The following is a 16,159-nucleotide window of genomic DNA, read 5'->3' as shown; positions in this document are numbered from 1 at the left end:
CCCCGCCGCCGCCGGCGTGCTAAGAAGCATGCGGGGGAGCACAATCGAATCCATGTCCGCTTCGACACCACCGAACGACGCCACGCCGCGCACGCTCGCCGCCGCAGGCTTGCCCCGTCGCGTGCGCAAGGCACTCGAACAGGCGCTCTCGCTGGTTTCGGTCGAGCTGGACGACAGCCTCGGCACGATGCTCAAGGAGTTCGAACAGGAGCTGTTCCGGCTTGCCGACCTGGCGCGCACGCCCGGCGTCGAGTCGAACTACATGCAGACGCTGCGCACGCTGCGCATGAACCGCGCCGACCTGATCCCGCGCTTCATGCTCGAACTCGAAGCCGGGGTCGCGGCGATCCGCACCGCGCAACCGCCGCCCGAGGAATCCGAAGCGGCCAATCGCGTGCGCTTCCAGAACCTGAGCCTGGTCGAGGACGAGGTGATGGACGAAGGCGCGGTGCTGCGCGAGGTCGCCACCCGCCAGGAATCCCGCGCGGCGCTGCCGCTGCACCTGCTGGGCCAGCGCTTCGGCGTGCTGGCCGGCAGCCCGGCCTTCGACGCCGAGCGCATCCCGCTGGGTCCGCGCGCGCTGTGCCGCGCCATGCGCGACGCCAGCCAGACGCTGCAGGTGCCCTACGAGGCGCGCCTGCTGCTGTACCGGATCTTCGATCGCCAGGTGATGGCCGGCTACTCGCGCGTCCTCGAACGACTGGACGAGGCAATGGACGCCGCCGGCGTGCTGCCGGGCCTGACCTTCGTCCCGGTGCGCGCGCGCGCCACGGCCCAGGGCGGGCAGGAAACCGGCGGCAAGCCGGGGGCCGGGACCACGGGCGACGGTCGCACGGCGAGGACCGCCAACGCTGGAAGCGGGGATGGCGGTGGTAGCAGCGGTGGCGGTGGCGGTGGCACATCGCCACCTCGCGACGGCCACGCGAACGACCGTCGCGCAGCGGCCACGCCGGCCAGCACGCGTGCACCTCCCGGCCAGCCGCGCCCGCACACCGCCTGGATGGGCGAATCCTGGGACGATCCGGACGGCGAGGACGAACAGGCCTCCCTGGCGATGCTGCAGCAGCTGATGGCCGGGCGCCATGCGCTGATCGGCAAGCTGCGCCCGCACCAGCCCACCGGTCCGCGCCAGGAACTGAGCACCCGGGACGTGTTCCAGGCGCTGGGCGAGCTGCAGAACCGGCCGTCCTCGCCGAACACGGGCAGCAGCCTGCAGGACATCAAGCAGACGCTGCTGGCGCAGGCGCGGCAGCAGCGCGGCCAGGGCGCGGCGCTGTCGCAGAAGGACAACGACACCTTCGAACTGATCTCGATGCTGTACGGGCAGATCGAGGAGGAGATCCGCTCGGACGCGCCCGGCGCCGCGCTGATCCGCCGCCTGCAGCTGCCGCTGTTGCGCGTCGCGCTGCAGGACCGCGCGTTCTTCGTCCGCGGCCACCACCCTGCGCGACGGCTGCTCAACACCGTCGCCGAGTCGGCCGCCAAATGGCTGGACAAGGACGACTACGACCCGCAGATGCTGCTGCCGCTGCAGCAGGCCGTCACCCATGTGGTCGAGAACTACGACGGCGACGACGCAGTGTTCGACGCCAGCAACGGCAAGCTCGAGACCCACCTGCAGGAGCAGGTCCGCAAGGCCGAACTGCTCGAACGCCGGCACGTCGAGGCCGCGCGCGGCAAGGAAAAGCTCGAGGTCGCCAAGCTGCGCGCCACGCAGACGCTCGATGCGATCATCGGCGACCAGCGCCTGGCCAAGTTCGTCCGCGCCCTGCTCAACCAGGCCTGGGCGGACGTGCTCACCCTGACCCTGCTGCGTCAGGGCGAAGGCTCCGACCAGTGGCGCACGCAGGTCGAGGCCACGCAGCGCATCGTCGCTGCCTGCTGCAACGAAGACGCGCCCGCCGATCCCGCGCTGACCACCCATGTCGCCGAAGCGCTGGGCCAGGTGGGCTACCACGCCGACGAAGCCGGGGTGATCGCACAGCGCCTGACCAGCCGCATCCCCGACGACGAGGACGATCCGGCTTCCCGCACCGAGCTGGCCATCAAGCTCAAGGCGCGCGCACGACTGGGCGAAGACCCGGCCAAGGCCAGGCGCCCGAAGCTGCCGCCGCGGACGCCGGAAGAGCAGGCGCGCTACGAACAGCTGCGGGTGATGCCGTTCGGCACCTGGATCGAGTTCGTCATCAACCAGCAGGGCGACCTGGTGCGCCGCCGCCTGTCGTGGTTCAGCCCGGTCACCGACAACGCCCTGTTCGTGAACCAGCGCGGCCAGCGCGTGGGCGAGCACTCGATCGACAGCCTCGCGCGCATGGTCGCCGCCGGGCAGGCGCGCATCGTCACCGCCGAGCGCGGGCGCCTGGTCGACCGCGCCTGGCAGGCCGCGGTCAGCGCGCTGCGCAGCTTCGCCGGCCGCGGCGACGAGCCGGCGCTGCTGGAGCCGAAATGATCAACGAATTCCGCCGCGCACGCCGCCGCAAGGCCGCCGACACCATCCTGGTCACCGACGCGATGACCGAACGCGTGGTCGGCCGCATCGGCAACCTGTCCGAAAGCGGCATGCTGCTGATCGCCAACGAAACCCTGGTCGACGACGCGCTCTACCAGCTGCAGTTCGCGCTGCCCGGCGACAAGGCGCAGCCGGAGACCGTCGAGGTCGGCGCCCACCTGCTGTGGATGGACCGCGCCAGCGCCCCGGGCCAGGCCTGGATCGGCCTGCGCTTCATCGCCGTCGCTCCGGAGTGCCTGGTCAACCTGCAGAAGTGGATCGAGGCACCCGGCGGGCATTACGAGTAAGCGCTGCACGCGTCGGGGCACCGCCCGATGGCTTCTCCGCAACTGGAGTCCTGCAGCGCAGGTGCCGGCACGCAGGCCCGGCCCACGTCACGGCAGGCTATCGACGACCTTCCATTCCCCGCTCCCGCCCCGCTGGTATAGCACGCGCTCGGGTCGGTGCAGCGCATACCCCTGCCCGTAGTCGACGCCCAGTTCGCGCAGCAGTTCAACCACGCGTGCAGTGGCTACCCACTCGGCCACCACCTCCAGGCCGCGCTGGTGGCCGATCTGCGTGATGGCATCGACGATCGAGCGGCTCATCGCGTCGTGCTCGAGCTCGCGGATGAAGCTGCCGTCGATCTTGATCACGTCCACGGGCAGGTTCTTGAGATAGCCGAACGACGACATGCCGGCGCCGAAGTCGTCGAGCGCAACCCGGCAACCAACCGCGCGCAGCCGCTCCATCACCCGCACTGCGCGCGCCAGGTTGCGTACCGCCTCGGTCTCGGTGATCTCGAAGCACAGCCGCGACGGCGCCACGCCGTGCCGGTCGATCAGGTCGAGCACGTATTCGGCCAGGCCGTCGTCGTCGAGCGTCGACGCGGCGAGGTTGAGCGAACAGCGCCCCGGCGCGCGCCCGCTGGCATGGAGGCGGTCGAAGTTCGCGATCGCCTCGCCGATCACCCAGCGGTCCAGCACCGGCATCATCCCGTAGCGCTCGGCCGCGGGCAGGAAGGCGCCCGGCGGCACCACGCGCCCCTCCTCGTCGCGCAGCCGGATCAGCAGTTCGACGTACGGCTCATCCGCGGGCTGGCCCTGCAGCGGACGGACCTCCTGGTAGTCCAGCAGCAGCCGGCCCTCGTCGATCACCCAGCGCAGTCGGTTGGCCCACTCCATCTCGCCGCGGCGGCGCACCGTCTCGTCGTCCTGCGCGGAGTAGAAATGGATGCGGTTGCGGCCGTGGTCCTTGGCCATGTAGCAGGCGGCGTCGGCATGGGCGAACACGTCTTCCAGGGTCAGGCCCGGGCGGTCGATCATCACCACGCCGATGCTGGCGCTGATCGTGTACGAACGCTGCTCCCAGATGTAGATCAATCCCTCGATGCGCGTGCGCAGGCGCTCGGCCAGCAGCTGCACGCCTTCGAAATCCACGTCGCGCGCGAGCACGCCGAACTCGTCGCCGCCCAGCCGCGCGAGGATGTCGTCGCCGCGCAGGTGCTCGGCCAGCGCCAGCGCCAGCTGGCTCAGCAACTGGTCGCCTGCAAGGTGGCCCGAGGTGTCGTTGATCAGCTTGAACTGGTCCAGGTCGATGTACAGCAGCGCCGCCTGCGGGCCGCCCCGCGCCACGGCCTCCAGCTCGCGGCGCACGCTGCGCTCGAACTCGCGCCGGTTGCACAGGCCGGTCAGCGCGTCGTGCGTGGCCTGGTAGCCCAGCAGCTCGGTGAGCTGGCGCTGCTCGGACACATCGCTGGCCACCACCAGCAGCTTGTCCAGGCCACCCAGCTGCACCTTGCTGATCGAGGTCGACGCCCAGAACCGATCGTTGCCGAGCGTGCGCAGCGGCGCATCCACGTTGCTCCAGCGCACGTCTCCGACCGGCGCGGCCAGCGCGCGCTGCTGCGCCGGATCCTCGAACAGCGACGCCAGGGTCGCGCCGTCGGCCACGTTCTCGCCCAGGCGCGCGGCGGCGGCCTCGTTGGCGTAGACGATGCGACCGTCATCGGCCTGCGCCATCAGCACCAGCGCCGGCAGCAGGTCGTTGAGGGTGCGGAAGCGTTCCTCGCTCTCGCGATAGCGCTGGGCCAGCTGCCGGCCCAGCGTCACCGCGCGCCGGCGCATGGTCGCCGCCGACCACAGCAGCAGCGCCAGCAGCAGGCTGGCGACGGTGCCGGTGGCACCCATCAGCCACAGCAGGCCGGCATCGTAGCCGCTGTCGCGCGGCTGCAGCTGCACCTTCCAGCGGCGCTCGCCAAAGGAAACCTCGCCGCCATGGACCGCGGCACCGGGCGCGACATCGCCGCCGGAGTCGTACAGGGTCATGGTCGTTTCACCGGTGGTGTCGAGCACTTCCACTCGGTAGCGATGCAGTGCGTCCGGCGGCAACGCGGCAAGCAGCATTGGCCGCACGCGCATGCTGATGCCCAGCGCGCCGATCTCGCGCGCACGGCGCTGGGCGACATTCGACGGGCGCGATCCGCGACTGTAGACCGGAAGCCGCACGACCATACCCATCGCGTCGCGCGCATCGTCGACCGGCTGGCGCAGCGGGAAGGCGGCGGTCATCACCGGGCGATCGATGTCGCGGGCGCGCAGCAGCGCCCGCAGATTGGCCTCCTGCGCGGCCATGTCGAAACCGACCAGGCTGCGATTGCCGGCCAGCGGCACGACGTTCTCGTAGCGATATCCCGGCGGCCCGCCGGGGTGTCCGGGCTCGCTGCGACGCGCGAACACCATCGCCACCAGGCTTGGAAGCACCTCCTGCGCATGCAGGTTGTCGTGCACGCCCGCGAACTGTTGCTGGTCGATGTCGCCACCGACCATGAACGACGACTGCAACGCGCGCAGCAGCAGGCCGCTGGTCTCGAGCTGCCGCTCCACCTGCGCCACGCTGCGCCGCGCCACCTGTGAATCCTGCAGCTGCGCCGCCGCCTGGAGGCTGTCGCGTTCGAGCAGCAGCACCGCGGCGGTCGCCAGCAGGCCCGCCAGCAGCCCTGCCAGCGCGAATACCCAGGCCGGCAGGCCGAGCAGCAGCGACTGCGCCTGGACACCGTCGTCCTGCAGCGACCGTGTGCTTGCGGCAAAATGCGCGGACCTCTCCATCGTGCCCCGTTGATGAACGCAGACCCCGCAATCCTATATGCCGCGCACCTGGAAGTGCTGAAAGACCGCGCCGATGCCGCCCTGGAGCGCGCCAGCCTCGACCATCTCGTCGTACCCAGCGGCACCGTGCACTACCAGCTGTTCGACGATCGCGACTATCCCTACGCGGTCAACCCGCAGTTCAAGGCCTGGCTGCCGCTGACCCGCAATCCCGGCAGCTGGCTGGTGTACACGCCGGGCAACAAGCCGCGCCTGGTGTACCTGCAGCCGCACGATTACTGGCACGTCGTGCCCGATGCGCCGGCCGGGTACTGGGTCGACCACTTCGAGGTGGTGGTGATCCGCAGCGCCGACGAGGCGCAGCAGCACCTGCCCAAGAACGCCAGCCGCTGCGCGATCCTCGGCGAGCCGCAGAGCGCGCTGGGCCAGTACGGCGCGTTCAAGCCCAACAACCCGCCAGCCGCTGTCGACTATCTCGAATACCACCGCGCGTACAAGACGCCGTACGAGATCGCGATGATGCGCGAGGCCACGCGCCGCGGCGTGCGCGCGCACCGCGCCGCCGAGCGCGCCTTCCGTGCCGGCGCCAGCGAGTTCGGCATCCACCTGGCCTACTGCCAGGCCGCCGGGCAAGACAGCACCGAGCTGCCCTACGGCAACATCGTCGCGCTCAACGAGCACGGCGCGGTCCTGCACTACACCGAACTCGGCCGCCTGCCGCCGAAACCGGTACGCAGCTTCCTGATCGACGCCGGCGCCAGCCACGGCGGCTACGCGGCCGACATCACCCGCACCTACTCGGCCGACACCGGCGACGAGTTCCAGGCGCTGGTCGACGCAGTCGACGCCGCGCAGCAGAAGATGTGCGCGCAGGTCCGCGCCGGCGCCGACTACAAGCAGCTGCACATCGACGCGCACCTGGCGCTGGCGACGGTGCTGAAGGATTTCGGCGTGCTCAAGGTATCGCCCGGGGACGCATTGGCCCGGGGCATCAGCGCGGCGTTCTTCCCGCACGGCCTGGGCCATGGGATCGGCCTGCAGGTCCACGATGTCGCCGGCTTCGCCGCCTCCGACACCGGCGGCCGGATCGAGCCGCCCGAAGGCCACCCGTTCCTTCGCCTGACCCGCGTGCTGGAGCCGGGCATGGTGGTGACCATCGAGCCGGGCATCTACGTGATCGACATGCTGCTCGAGAAGCTGAAACAGGACGGCCACGCCGACGCCATCGACTGGTCGCGCATCGATGCCTTCCGCCCGTATGGCGGCGTCCGCATCGAGGACGACGTCGTGTGCACGGACGGCGAGCCGGTGAACCTGACGCGCGAAGAGTTCGCCAACCTGGGCTGAGCGCCCACGCGCGCACCGCCCTCTTCCCGTTTGCGGGAGAGGGTTGGCTGAGGGGATGAGCGACAAGCGCGCCATGGATGGCGCGCGCCCGGGTCAAGACATGGATGTCCTGCCGAGGGAAAGCGGCTCCCGACCGCCAGGACACAACGACCCCATCGGGTACGGCATGGTCGACTTGATCGTGCATCCCCCGGATGGGAGAAGGACCAGGCAAAAGCCGCGCCTAGCGCGCTGCCATGAATTCCTCGATCTCATCGGCACTGCGCGCCAGCCCTTCGGTCAGCACTTCGTGGCCATCCTTGGTGATCACAATGTCATCCTCGGTGCGGATGCCGATGCCACGCCACTTCGCCGCCACCGACTTGTCATCCGGCGGGATGTACAAACCGGGCTCGATCGTGAACGCCATGCCCGGCTCGAGCAGCCGCGACTGCCCGTCGATGCGGTAATCACCCACGTCGTGCACATCCAGGCCGATCCAGTGGCCGGTCTTGTGCAGGTAGAAGCGCTTGTAGCTGCCGTCGGCGATGTTCTTTTCGAGCTTGCCCTTGAGCAGGCCGAACTGGAGCAGGCCTTCGGTCAGGGTCTCGACCACGGCGTCGTGGCCGGCCTCGTAGGGCACGCCCGGACGCGCCTGCGCCAGCGCGGCGGCCTGCGCGGCGCCGACCAGGTCGTGCAGCGCGCGCTGCTCCTTGCTGAAGCGGCCGTTGACCGGGAAGGTGCGGGTGATGTCGGCCGCGTAGCCGCCGATCTCGGCGCCGGCGTCGACCAGCACCAGGTCGCCGTCCTTCGCCTTCGCAGAGTTGGCGATGTAGTGCAGCACGCAGCCGTTGGCGCCGGCACCGACAATGCTGCCGTAGGCCGGATAACCGTCGTGGGCGCGGAACACCCGCTCGATCTCGGCCTGCAGCTCATATTCGCGCACGCCCGGGCGCGCGGCGCGCATCGCCGCCTGGTGCGCGAGCACGGTGACCTGGGCGGCCTTGCGCATCAGCTTCAACTCGTCGCGCGACTTGAACAGCCGCATCTCGTCGAGCAGGTGCCCCAGCTCCAGGAACTCGTGCGGCGGCTCGGCACCACGACGCACCTGCGCGCGCACGCGGTTGAGCCAGCCGATCAGCTTCAGGTCGAAGTCGGTGTCGCGGCCGAAGTGGTAGTACACCCGCGTGCGGCCCTCCAGCAGGCCGGGCAGGATTTCGTCGATGTCGTCGATCGGGTAGGCGTCGTCCATGCCGTAGGCGTCGACGGCGCCTTCCGGGCCGGTGCGCGGCCCGTCCCAGGCTTCGCGCGCGGGGTCGCGTTCGCGGCAGAACAGCAGGTTTTCCCCGTGCTTGCGCCCGGGCACGAGCACCAGCACCGCTTCGGGTTCGGGAAAGCCGGCCAGGTACAGCAGGTCGGAATCCTGCCGGTACGGATAGTGGGTGTCGCGGCTGCGCACGCGCTCGGGCGCAGCGGGCAGGATCAGGATCGCGTCGTTCCCGGCCATGCGCATCAACTGCTTGCGCCGCCGCGCATGCTGGGTCCGGGGTATCACTGGATTGTTGGCCATCGTCGTCCGGATTGTCGGGTTCGAACCGGCCACGCGCCGGTCAGTTGAGGTTCTTGCGGTGTCGCGGGCCCAGCGCGCAGTCGCCGTGCAGCAGCAGGGTCGCCACGCGCACGAATTCCTCGATCTCGGCGAGCGCCTGCTCGTCCTCCTCGTCGCCATCGTCCTGCGGCGAGGCGGCGGCGAGCCGGGCGATGTCGGCCAGCGCCTCGCGGCTTTCGTCCGACAGCGGCGGGTCCTTGCCGGCGGCCAGGCCGAACGCACCGAGGAAGCCGCGGCACCATTCGAACAGCGCGCCGCTGCGTTCGGCCAGGCCTGCATCGTCGTCGGGCAGCAGCAGTGCGAACTCGAAGCTGTGATCCTCGAGCTGCGCGGCACTGGCCCTGGCCATGCGGTCGAGCGCACTGCCTTCGACGATCGCCGGCAGCTCCGCGTCGACGAGCAGTTTGCCGAGCCAGTCGGGGCCGTCGCTGCCGCCGCCGGCGAGCCATCCGCACAGCGCGCCATGCAGTTCCGGCGCATCCACGCCCAGCCCGAGGCTGCGGCTGGCGTCGTCGATTTCGCGCAGGGAAGGCAGTTCCGGGGACAAGGCATGCATCCGGGTTCGGGGGTCCCAAGTGTAGCAACGCCACCGCCCCGGCCGCGGGCACTGCGCGCCCGCATCTGGATTACACTGCGGCGAGCCGCGGGGAGGCGGCAGAGGGCTTTCGTCTTGACCGATCATGCCGACCTGCTCCTGCTGGGGTTCATCGTCCTGGTGCTGGCGCTGGTCGCCGCGCTGGCGACCCTCGTGGCGCTGCGGCGACGCAGCGAGCGGGACTACGTGGCCAAGCTGCGCGACCGCGAAGCACGGTTGAAGCTGGCGCTGTGGGCCACCGGCGAACACTACTGGGACTACGACCTGGCCAGCGGCAAGCTGCGCCGGTTCCAGCCGGATGAAAAAATCGCCCAGGACGACGGGTTCCCCAGGCTCGCCGGACCGGTCGAGATCTCGCAGGTGGTGCACCCCGACGACCTGCCGCTGGCACGCGACCGCCTGCGCCAGTACCTCGAAGGGACAACGCCGATGTTCCGTTCCGAACACCGCGTGCTCGACAACCTCGGCGAATGGGTCTGGATCCGCGCACGCGGGCGCGCGGTGTCGCGCGACGCTGCAGGAAACGTGCTGCGCCTGGCCGGTACCGCGCTCAACATCACCAGCGACCGCCACGTCGAACGCGAGCGACGGATCGCCAGCGCCGTGCTGCGCAACATGAACGAGGCGGTCGCCGTCCTCGACCATGATTTCGGATTCGTCTCGGTCAATCCCGCGTTCACCCGCATGACCGGATACGCGGACGAGGAAATCGCCGGCCGCGGCGCGGACCTGCTCGACAGCCCGCAGCACGACCCCGCGTTCTATCGCCACGTCCGCGAGATCGCCGCGCGCCAGGGGCGTTTCTCCGGCGAGATGTGGCAGCGGCGCAAGGACGGCGAGGAGTTCCTCTGCGCGATCGAGACCAGCGTCGTGCAGGAGGCCGAAGGCGAGCCGCCGCTGTACGTCGCCGTGCTCAGCGACATCACCCAGCAAAAGCGCGCCGAGCAGGAACTGCGCTACCTCGCCAACTTCGACACCCTGACCAACCTGCCCAACCGGACCCTGCTGTCCGAACGCCTGTCGCGGGCGATCGTGCGCGCCCGGCGCGAGAACAACCGCGTCGCGGTGCTGTTCCTCGACCTGGATCGCTTCAAGGACATCAACGACTCGCTCGGCCACGCCGCCGGCGACCGGATCCTGCGCTCGGCGGCGGTGCGCCTGCAGCAAACCGTCGGCCAGCACCATACCGTCGCCCGGCTCAGCGGCGACGAGTTCACGGTGGTACTCGAAAACCTGGAGAGCCTGGCCGACGCGGACAAGGTCGCGCGCGAGATCATCATGGCTTTCGAAGCGCCGCTGATCATCGACGAGCGCCAGGAAGTCTCGATCTCGCCCTCGATCGGCATCAGCGTCTACCCCGACCACGGCCAGGTCCCGACCGAACTGCTCAAGCAGGCCGACACCGCGATGTACCAGGCCAAGGCCGCCGGCCGCCGCACCTTCACCCGCTACGACGACGCGATGGACGTGTCGGTCCGGCAGCGCGCCACCATCTCCGGCGCGCTGCGCAAGGTGATCGACCGCGGCGAACTGCACCTGGCCTACCAGCCGCGGCTGGCGCTGCAGCCTTCGCGCATCACCGGGGTCGAGGCGCTGCTGCGCTGGACCAGCGAAGAGCACGGCGAGATCCCGCCCAGCGAATTCATCCCGCTGGCCGAGGAGAGCGGCCAGATCCTGGAAATCGGCGAATGGGTGCTGCGCGAAGCCTGCCTCACCCTGCACCGCTGGCGCCAGCACGGCCTCGCGAACCTGAACATCGCCGTCAACATGTCGGTGCTGCAGCTGTTGCGCGGCAACTTCCCCGAGGTCGTGCAACGCATCCTCGCCGACACCGGCGTTCCGGCCAGCGCGCTGGAGCTGGAGCTGACCGAAAGCGTGCTGATGGCCAACGCGGCGCAGACGGCCGGCAAGCTGCAGGCGTTCCGCGAGATCGGCGTATCGCTGGCGATCGACGACTTCGGCACGGGTTATTCCTCGCTCGCCTACCTCAAGCGGCTGCCGATCACCACGATCAAGATCGACAAGGAGTTCATCGGCGACCTATCGCGCGATCCGGACGACGCGGCGATCACCAGCACGGTCATCACCATGGCCCACTCGCTGGGGCTGAACGTCGTCGCCGAGGGCGTCGAGACGCAGGCGCAGCTGCAGTTCCTGCGCGCCCAGGGCTGCGACGAGATCCAGGGATTCTGGCTATCGCGGCCGCTGGACGCGCACGCCTGCCTGGCCTTCATCCGCCAGTGGGGCCCGGCCCGTGCCGGCGCGACTGCGACCACGCCTTGACCGCCCCCCGCCGCGTGCCTATCTTGCCGACATGGACAGCCCGGACGTGATCGAACAGCTGCGCGCGCTCGCCGACCGCTTCGACGCGCTCGCCGAACGCACACGCCGGCTGGCCGAAGAGAACCGCAGCCTGCGCCAACAGCACGAACAGCTGGCCGGCGAGCGCTCGCAACTGCTGGCGAAGAACGAGCAGGCGCGCTCGCGCGTCGAGGCGATGATCGCCCGGCTCAAGTCATTGGAGCAGCACACGTGAGCGCCAGCGAACCGGCCAGCATCCGCGTCCTCGACCGCGAGTACACCGTCGGCGTCGAGCCGGACGAACGCGACAGCCTGATGACGGCGGCCAAGCTGCTCGACACCCGCATGCGCGAGGTGCGCGGCGCCAACCGCATGGCCGCGGTCGACCGGGTCGCGGTGCTGGCCGCGCTGAACTTCGCACACGAACTGCAGCAGCTGCGCGAACAGTCCGAGCGCCGCGACCGCGAGCTGGCGAGCACGGTGGGCGAGCTGCAGCGCAAGCTCGATGCGCTGTTCGATGCCTGAGTGCGGCGGCCGTTTCGCGCGGCATGCGTCCACGCCCACCATGAATGCCGGCCGACGAACGGAACCGGGTACCGGTCGCCTCGCGCTATACTCTTCCCGCGTTCTCTGCCGTGATCGACGGCGTGCACAAACATGCGCCTTGTCCCTTAATGACGACCACGGGGGCGCAGTGGAAACCGGGTGTGCAAGCCCGCCTCGCAGCGGTAAGCCCGAAGGATTCCCGACGCTCCCACTTGAACCCCGGGTTCAAGGTCGTTTGGCACGCATCGACATGGTGGAGGACGTATTTTCCTGCGCCCGCGCGCGGCCTTGCGCGCGGCCAAGCGGTGGCGCCGCGAGTGCGCCGATGCCCGCATGAACGCGGACGCAAAAGCCGCCGCTGACGCAAAGGCATTGCGCCACTCCATCCGCGAGCAGCGGCGGACCACGCCGGCCAGCCAGCGCATTTCCGCGGCCGAACGCCTCGCCGACCAGTTGTTGTCGCTGCCCTTCATGCCCGACCGCGGCCATGTCGCCGGCTATTGGGCGATCGACGGCGAGATCGGGCTGCACGCCTGGCAGCTGCTCCTGCCGCCGTCGCTCGTTTATTGCCTGCCCGTCCTGCACGAGGATCGCCTGCGCTTCGCACCGTGGCGCCCCGGCGGCGCGCTGCTGTCGAACCGGTACGGCATTCCCGAGCCCGATATCACACCCGACGGCCTGCTTGCCGCGGAGGACATGGCGCTCGTCGTCGCCCCGCTGGTCGCGTTCGATGCACGGTGCCATCGCCTCGGCATGGGAGCGGGCTGGTACGATCGCAGCTTCGCGTTCCGGCGGGAACGTGCCGCGCCGCCCTGGCTGGTGGGTGCAGCCTTCGCCGCCCAGCAGGTCGACGCGATCGCAGCCCAATCCTGGGACGTGCGCATGGACGCGGTCTGCACCGAACAACGAGTCTTTCCCGCACCGCCCGACACCGAATGAGCCCACGCAAACGCTACTGGCTGATGAAATCCGAACCGACGGATTTCTCGATCGACGACCTGCAGCGCGTCGGCACCGAGCCCTGGACCGGCGTGCGCAACTACCAGGCGCGCAACTCCATGCGCGACGACATGCAGGTTGGCGACGGTGTCCTGTTCTACCACTCCAACTGCGACGTACCGGGCATCTACGGGATCGCCGAGGTCGCCAGCACCGCCTATCCGGACCCGACCCAGTTCCAGAAAAAGTCCAAGTACCACGATGCCAAGGCGACGCAGGAACAGCCGCGCTGGTTCCTGGTCGACGTCGGTTTCGTGCGCAAGCTGGACGCGCCAATTCCGCTGGACACGATCCGAGGCCATGCCGATGCGCTGGGCGAGGATTTCGCCCTGACCCGCAAGGGCTCGCGCCTGTCGGTGCTGCCGGTGACCGCGAAGCAATGGAAGCTGCTGCTGGCGCTGGAAGGCAAGAAGTAGCCCTCAACCCCCAATCCCGAACACCATGACCGAAGCCAAGCGACTCGCCGCCGAGAAAGCCATCGAATTCGTCGAGGACGGGATGATCGTCGGCGTCGGCACCGGCTCCACGGTGGCCTATTTCATCGACGCCCTGGCGCGCATGCGACACAGGATCGAAGGGGCTGTTTCAAGCTCCGAGCAGAGCAGCGCTCGGCTCCGCGGCCACGGCATCGAGGTGATCGACCCCAACAACGCGGGCCGGCTGGCGCTCTACGTCGACGGCGCCGACGAATGCGACCCGCACAAGTGCCTGATCAAGGGCGGCGGCGCGGCGCTCACGCGCGAGAAGATCATTGCCGAGGCCAGCGACAAGTTCGTCTGCATCATCGATCCAAGCAAGCGGGTCGATGTCCTGGGCAGGTTCCCGTTGCCGATCGAAGTCATCCCGATGGCCCGCAGCCTGGTCGCGCGCGCGATCGTGGCCGCTACCGGTGCGCAGCCGGTCTGGCGCGAAGGCGTGCAGACCGACAACGGCAACTGGATCCTCGACGTGCACGGCCTGTCCATCACCGAGCCGCTGGTGCTCGAACGCGAGCTCAACCAGATCCCCGGTGTCGTCAGCGTCGGCCTGTTCGCACGACGTCCCGCGGACGTGGTCATCGTGGGCGGCGAGCCGCCGGTCGTGCTCTGACCGCAAATCCAGCGCGGCCCCTCGTCCGGGAATCCCGGCTTCCGAAAGTGGTTGGGCCTGGGGAAAGGCGGGATCCTTGTGTTCGCAAGCCCGTGACCCTGGTCCACGGCTGCGTAGCAAGCGCTCGAGCAAGACCGCCCCGAAATCACGCGAAGAAACCAAAAAGAAACCCCACAGCCAAGGCTGTGGGGTTTCGGGGTAAAGACCCTGGCAATGACCTACTCTCGCATGCTAGGTGCACACTACCATCGGCGCGTGCGCGTTTCACTTCCGAGTTCGGGATGGGATCGGGTGGTTCCACGCAGCTATTGTCACCAGGGAGAGGGTGGAGGGTCGCGCAGCCGGTGGATTGGCCGATAAACGCGCACACGCTCTCGTTGGTTGCCTCGGAACAAGCCCATGAAGCGGCCTGCCGTCGGCGAATAAGTTGGGACGTAGCGAAACTGTTTGCTTCGAACATCGACGTGCCGTCGAGTCCAAGGCCACTTGAGGTTATATGGTCAAGCCACACGGATCATTAGTACAGGTTAGCTCAACGCATTGCTGCGCTTACACACCCTGCCTATCAACCACCTGGTCTTGATGGTTCCTTCAGGGGGCTTGTGCCCCGGGAGATCTCATCTTGAGGCGCGCTTCCCGCTTAGATGCTTTCAGCGGTTATCGCTTCCGAATATAGCTACCCGGCAATGCCACTGGCGTGACAACCGGAACACCAGAGATTCGTCCACTCCGGTCCTCTCGTACTAGGAGCAGCCCCTCTCAAATCTCCAACGCCCATGGCAGATAGGGACCGAACTGTCTCACGACGTTCTGAACCCAGCTCGCGTACCACTTTAAATGGCGAACAGCCATACCCTTGGGACCGACTACAGCCCCAGGATGTGATGAGCCGACATCGAGGTGCCAAACACCGCCGTCGATATGAACTCTTGGGCGGTATCAGCCTGTTATCCCCGGAGTACCTTTTATCCGTTGAGCGATGGCCCTTCCATACAGAACCACCGGATCACTAAGTCCTACTTTCGTACCTGCTTGATCCGTCGATCTTGCAGTCAAGCACGCTTATGCCTTTGCACACAGTGCGCGATGTCCGACCGCGCTGAGCGTACCTTCGAGCTCCTCCGTTACTCTTTGGGAGGAGACCGCCCCAGTCAAACTACCCACCACACACGGTCCCCGACCCGGATTACGGGCCCAGGTTAGAACGTCAAGCACGACAGGGTGGTATTTCAAGGATGGCTCCACCCCAGCTAGCGCCAGGGTTTCACAGCCTCCCACCTATCCTACACAGACGAACTCAACGTTCAGTGTGAAGCTATAGTAAAGGTTCACGGGGTCTTTCCGTCTTGCCACGGGAACGCTGCATCTTCACAGCGATTTCAATTTCACTGAGTCTCGGGTGGAGACAGCGCCGCTGTCGTTACGCCATTCGTGCAGGTCGGAACTTACCCGACAAGGAATTTCGCTACCTTAGGACCGTTATAGTTACGGCCGCCGTTTACCGGGGCTTCGATCAAGAGCTTCGCCTTGCGGCTGACCCCATCAATTAACCTTCCGGCACCGGGCAGGCGTCACACCCTATACGTCCACTTTCGTGTTTGCAGAGTGCTGTGTTTTTGATAAACAGTCGCAGCGGCCTGGTCACTGCGGCCCCTCCCAGCTCAGCTACGCATGTAGCCACCAGAAAGGGCGCACCTTCTCCCGAAGTTACGGTGCCATGTTGCCTAGTTCCTTCACCCGAGTTCTCTCAAGCGCCTGAGAATTCTCATCCTACCCACCTGTGTCGGTTTACGGTACGGTCTGCACAAGCTGAAGCTTAGGAGCTTTTCCTGGAAGCGTGGTATCAGTCACTTCGCTCTAATGAGCTCGTCTCGGTGCTCGGAATAAAGGATCCCGGATTTGCCAGAGATCCATTCCTACCGCCTTTCCCCGGGACAACCAACGCCCGGTAGACCTAACCTTCTCCGTCCCTCCATCGCACTTGTGCGAGGTGCAGGAATATTAACCTGCTTCCCATCGACTACGCATTTCTGCCTCGCCTTAGGGGCCGACTCACCCTGCGTCGATTAACGTTGCGCAAGGAAACCTTGGGCTTTCGG

At 67.9% G+C, this 16,159-nt stretch carries 12 protein-coding genes, 2 rRNA genes and 1 other RNA gene (1 of these 15 cut by a window edge); 10 read left to right on the top strand and 5 right to left on the bottom strand.

The annotated features are described in order from the left end of the window. Positions 1-52 precede the first annotated feature (52 nt). Both ACFONC_RS11055 and ACFONC_RS11050 read left to right on the top strand, forming a co-directional pair. Entirely contained in the window at positions 53-2,449 is a 2,397-nt protein-coding gene (locus ACFONC_RS11055) for a DUF1631 domain-containing protein (RefSeq protein ID WP_386744022.1), read from the top strand. After that, positions 2,446-2,796, top strand: a complete 351-nt coding sequence (locus ACFONC_RS11050) for a PilZ domain-containing protein (protein WP_386744020.1) — start codon at positions 2,446-2,448, stop codon at positions 2,794-2,796. The genes ACFONC_RS11055 and ACFONC_RS11050 overlap by 4 nt, the downstream gene beginning before the upstream one ends. Positions 2,797-2,883: 87 nt before the next feature. Here ACFONC_RS11050 and ACFONC_RS11045 read toward each other — a convergent pair whose 3' ends face one another. Then, positions 2,884-5,595, bottom strand: coding sequence for a bifunctional diguanylate cyclase/phosphodiesterase (locus ACFONC_RS11045; protein ID WP_386744018.1), 2,712 nt, complete (start codon positions 5,593-5,595; stop codon positions 2,884-2,886). Between the two features lie 12 nt (positions 5,596-5,607). On the opposite strand from ACFONC_RS11045, the gene pepQ reads away from it, so the two are divergent. After that, entirely contained in the window at positions 5,608-6,942 is a 1,335-nt protein-coding gene (gene pepQ / locus ACFONC_RS11040; RefSeq protein ID WP_386744017.1) for a Xaa-Pro dipeptidase, read from the top strand. A gap of 223 nt (positions 6,943-7,165) precedes the next feature. Here the strand turns inward: pepQ and ACFONC_RS11035 are convergent, their stop codons facing one another. Next, entirely contained in the window at positions 7,166-8,491 is a 1,326-nt protein-coding gene (locus ACFONC_RS11035; RefSeq protein ID WP_386744016.1) for an aminopeptidase P N-terminal domain-containing protein, read from the bottom strand. Positions 8,492-8,531: 40 nt separating this feature from the next. After that, complete coding sequence (locus ACFONC_RS11030; protein ID WP_386744014.1) at positions 8,532-9,077, bottom strand: UPF0149 family protein; 546 nt, start codon at positions 9,075-9,077, stop codon at positions 8,532-8,534. Positions 9,078-9,200: 123 nt separating this feature from the next. Here ACFONC_RS11030 and ACFONC_RS11025 point away from each other — a divergent pair, with 123 nt between their 5' ends. The 7 genes from ACFONC_RS11025 to rpiA all read left to right on the top strand — a co-directional run bounded on the left by ACFONC_RS11025 (position 9,201) and on the right by rpiA (position 14,060). Continuing rightward, positions 9,201-11,408, top strand: coding sequence for a putative bifunctional diguanylate cyclase/phosphodiesterase (locus ACFONC_RS11025; RefSeq protein ID WP_386744012.1), 2,208 nt, complete (start codon positions 9,201-9,203; stop codon positions 11,406-11,408). A 31-nt stretch (positions 11,409-11,439) separates the two neighbouring features. After that, positions 11,440-11,661 carry a TIGR02449 family protein gene (locus tag ACFONC_RS11020; protein WP_386744010.1) on the top strand — a complete coding sequence of 74 codons (222 nt, stop codon included), beginning with the start codon at positions 11,440-11,442 and terminating at the stop codon, positions 11,659-11,661. Beyond that, the gene (locus ACFONC_RS11015) at positions 11,658-11,951 is read left to right on the top strand and encodes a cell division protein ZapA (RefSeq protein ID WP_386744008.1); all 294 of its coding nucleotides are present in this window, start codon (positions 11,658-11,660) and stop codon (positions 11,949-11,951) included. The genes ACFONC_RS11020 and ACFONC_RS11015 overlap by 4 nt, the downstream gene beginning before the upstream one ends. A 99-nt stretch (positions 11,952-12,050) precedes the next feature. Further along, a non-coding RNA gene (gene ssrS / locus ACFONC_RS11010) (6S RNA) lies at positions 12,051-12,236 on the top strand. 69 nt (positions 12,237-12,305) lie between these two features. Continuing rightward, the gene (locus ACFONC_RS11005) at positions 12,306-12,911 is read left to right on the top strand and encodes a 5-formyltetrahydrofolate cyclo-ligase (protein ID WP_386744007.1); all 606 of its coding nucleotides are present in this window, start codon (positions 12,306-12,308) and stop codon (positions 12,909-12,911) included. After that, positions 12,908-13,387 (top strand): EVE domain-containing protein, encoded by a 480-nt coding sequence (locus ACFONC_RS11000; protein WP_386744006.1) that lies wholly within the window; start codon positions 12,908-12,910, stop codon positions 13,385-13,387. The genes ACFONC_RS11005 and ACFONC_RS11000 overlap by 4 nt, the downstream gene beginning before the upstream one ends. Before the next feature lie 25 nt (positions 13,388-13,412). Continuing rightward, positions 13,413-14,060, top strand: coding sequence for a ribose-5-phosphate isomerase RpiA (gene rpiA / locus ACFONC_RS10995; protein WP_386744005.1), 648 nt, complete (start codon positions 13,413-13,415; stop codon positions 14,058-14,060). Positions 14,061-14,265: 205 nt separating this feature from the next. Here the strand turns inward: rpiA and rrf are convergent. Further along, a 5S ribosomal RNA gene (gene rrf / locus ACFONC_RS10990) occupies positions 14,266-14,379 on the bottom strand. A 177-nt stretch (positions 14,380-14,556) separates the two neighbouring features. Beyond that, positions 14,557-16,159 (bottom strand): 23S ribosomal RNA (locus tag ACFONC_RS10985); it runs 1,275 nt beyond the window's last position.

The sequence above is a fragment of the Luteimonas soli genome, assembly GCF_042648865.1.
Taxonomy (GTDB): Bacteria; Pseudomonadota; Gammaproteobacteria; order Xanthomonadales; family Xanthomonadaceae; genus Luteimonas; species Luteimonas soli.
The sequence above is the reverse complement of the archived record's forward strand: the minus strand, read 5'-3'. Positions and strand labels throughout refer to the sequence as shown.

Bases quoted from the DNA above. Each gene is read 5' to 3' on its own strand.
- ACFONC_RS11055 (WP_386744022.1), top strand. From the start codon at position 53: ATGTCCGCTTCGACACCACCGAACGACGCCACGCCGCGCACGCTCGCC.
- ACFONC_RS11050 (WP_386744020.1), top strand. From the start codon at position 2,446: ATGATCAACGAATTCCGCCGCGCACGCCGCCGCAAGGCCGCCGACACC.
- ACFONC_RS11045 (WP_386744018.1), bottom strand. From the start codon at position 5,595: ATGGAGAGGTCCGCGCATTTTGCCGCAAGCACACGGTCGCTGCAGGAC.
- pepQ (WP_386744017.1), top strand. From the start codon at position 5,608: ATGAACGCAGACCCCGCAATCCTATATGCCGCGCACCTGGAAGTGCTG.
- ACFONC_RS11035 (WP_386744016.1), bottom strand. From the start codon at position 8,491: ATGGCCAACAATCCAGTGATACCCCGGACCCAGCATGCGCGGCGGCGC.
- ACFONC_RS11020 (WP_386744010.1), top strand. From the start codon at position 11,440: ATGGACAGCCCGGACGTGATCGAACAGCTGCGCGCGCTCGCCGACCGC.
- ACFONC_RS11005 (WP_386744007.1), top strand. From the start codon at position 12,306: ATGAACGCGGACGCAAAAGCCGCCGCTGACGCAAAGGCATTGCGCCAC.
- ACFONC_RS11000 (WP_386744006.1), top strand. From the start codon at position 12,908: ATGAGCCCACGCAAACGCTACTGGCTGATGAAATCCGAACCGACGGAT.
- rpiA (WP_386744005.1), top strand. From the start codon at position 13,413: ATGACCGAAGCCAAGCGACTCGCCGCCGAGAAAGCCATCGAATTCGTC.